The organism is Streptomyces sp. NPDC102441 (assembly GCF_044765585.1).
In the GTDB taxonomy this organism is placed as follows: domain Bacteria; phylum Actinomycetota; class Actinomycetes; order Streptomycetales; family Streptomycetaceae; genus Streptomyces.
Genome location: NZ_JBIWKH010000035.1, coordinates 1 through 1541 on the forward strand (window position 1 = coordinate 1; position 1541 = coordinate 1541).

General features: G+C 68.6%; 1 protein-coding gene. It reads right to left on the reverse strand.

The window, feature by feature from the left end; genetic code table 11:
* Positions 1-62 precede the first annotated feature (62 nt).
* Positions 63-1277: an IS110 family transposase gene (locus tag ACIREO_RS39670; protein ID WP_404119970.1), complete on the reverse strand. Its 1215-nt coding sequence runs from the start codon at positions 1275-1277 to the stop codon at positions 63-65.
* Between the last annotated feature and the right edge of the window lie 264 nt (positions 1278-1541).

The following is a 1541-nucleotide window of genomic DNA, read 5'->3' on the forward strand; positions in this document are numbered from 1 at the left end:
GGGGGGTGCCTCTATGTCGTTCGTCAATCCCGCGCTGTCGGTTTTAGGGGTGCCGGTCCCGTTTATGCGGCGAGGGTGACGGCGGGGGTTCGGGACTCGTAGAAGGTTCCGTCGCGGAGCATGGCGAACAGGACGCTGATGCGCTGGCGGGCGAGGCGAAGGAGGGCTTGGGTGTGGGTCTTTCCGCGGGTGCGTTGCTTGTCGTAGTAGGTCCGGGAGGCGGGATCGGCGTTCATGCAGGCGAAGGCAGACAGGAACATGGCCCGCTTCAGCTGCCGGTTTCCGCCTCGGGGTGCGTGTTCGCCGTGGATCGAGGTTCCCGACGATTTCGTTGTGGGGGCCAGGCCCGCGTAGGAGGCGAGGTGGGCGGCGGTGGGGAAGCTGGTGCCGTCGCCGACGGTGGTCAGCAGCACGGCTGCGGTCCTGACGCCGACTCCCGGCATCGAGGTCAGGACCTGGGAAAGAGGGTGTGCCTCCAGCAGGGTGTTGATCTGGGCTTCCAGGGCCCGGCGCTGTTCGTGGACAGCGGCGAGGGAGCGAGCCAGGGAAGGAACGACGATGTCGAGGGTGCCGGTCCCCGGCACGATCACGGTCTGTTCGTCCAAGGCGTCGAAGACCTCGTCGATCAGCCGGGCGGCCATGCGCGGTGCCTTGGGCCGGATGAGCTCGACGAGTCTGCGACGGCCGGCCTTTCGCAAGGCGGCCGGGGACCCGTGGCGTTCCAGCAGCCAGGTGACAGCCTGGTGGTCCAGACGCGGACCGAGGACGCGTTCCAGGCTGGGGTGGAACTGGGTGAGCAGGCCGCGTATCCGGTTGCTGGTGCGGGTGGCCTCGGCAGCGAGGTCCTGGTCAAAGCCGACCAGGACGGTCAGCTCGGCGGTGATCTCGTCGGTGAGTTCCAGCGAGCGCAGGGTGTGCGGCAGGGTGCGGGCGGCGTCCGCAATCACCGCGGCGTCCTTGGCGTCGGTCTTCGCCTCGCCGGGATAGAGATCGGCGATCCGGCGCATCGCCAGGCCGGGCAGGTAGGCGACCTTGCAGCCCGCGTCCCGGGCGACGGCCAGAGGCAGGGCTCCGATGGAGGCGGGCTGGTCCACGATCACCAGCACCGTGCCGAACTTCGCGGCCAGCTTATCGAAGACGGCCCGCAGCTTCGGCTCGCTGTTGGGCAGCTGCTTGTCGAAGACCTTCTTCCCCGCAGGAGTCAGCGCGTGCCCGTGGTGGGCGCTCTTGCCGACGTCCAGGCCAAGGAACACGCCCACGTCTTCGGTATCGAACATCGCGCCCCTCCAGGCGAGTTGAACGTGCCGGCCTCGGCATCGGTGTCGTACGCGCGCATCCACGTTATGCAGACCTGCCGCCCAAGGGCTGCCCGGCATTGCGCCGGACCGGACGGTGGCCGGACCTCTCATCAGCGTCTCCGACGGCACCTCCCGGGCCCGGCGACACCACCCCCCAGGTCATTCGTTCGACAGGGGGACACAGTCATACCGGGCCCGGAGGCCAGCGGCCCCATTGCAGGACCGCGAAAAAGATAACGGGGA

What these genes read in the sequence shown, in the direction of transcription:
- ACIREO_RS39670 (WP_404119970.1), bottom strand. Translation starts at nt 1,277, where the DNA reads ATGTTCGATACCGAAGACGTGGGCGTGTTCCTTGGCCTGGACGTCGGC.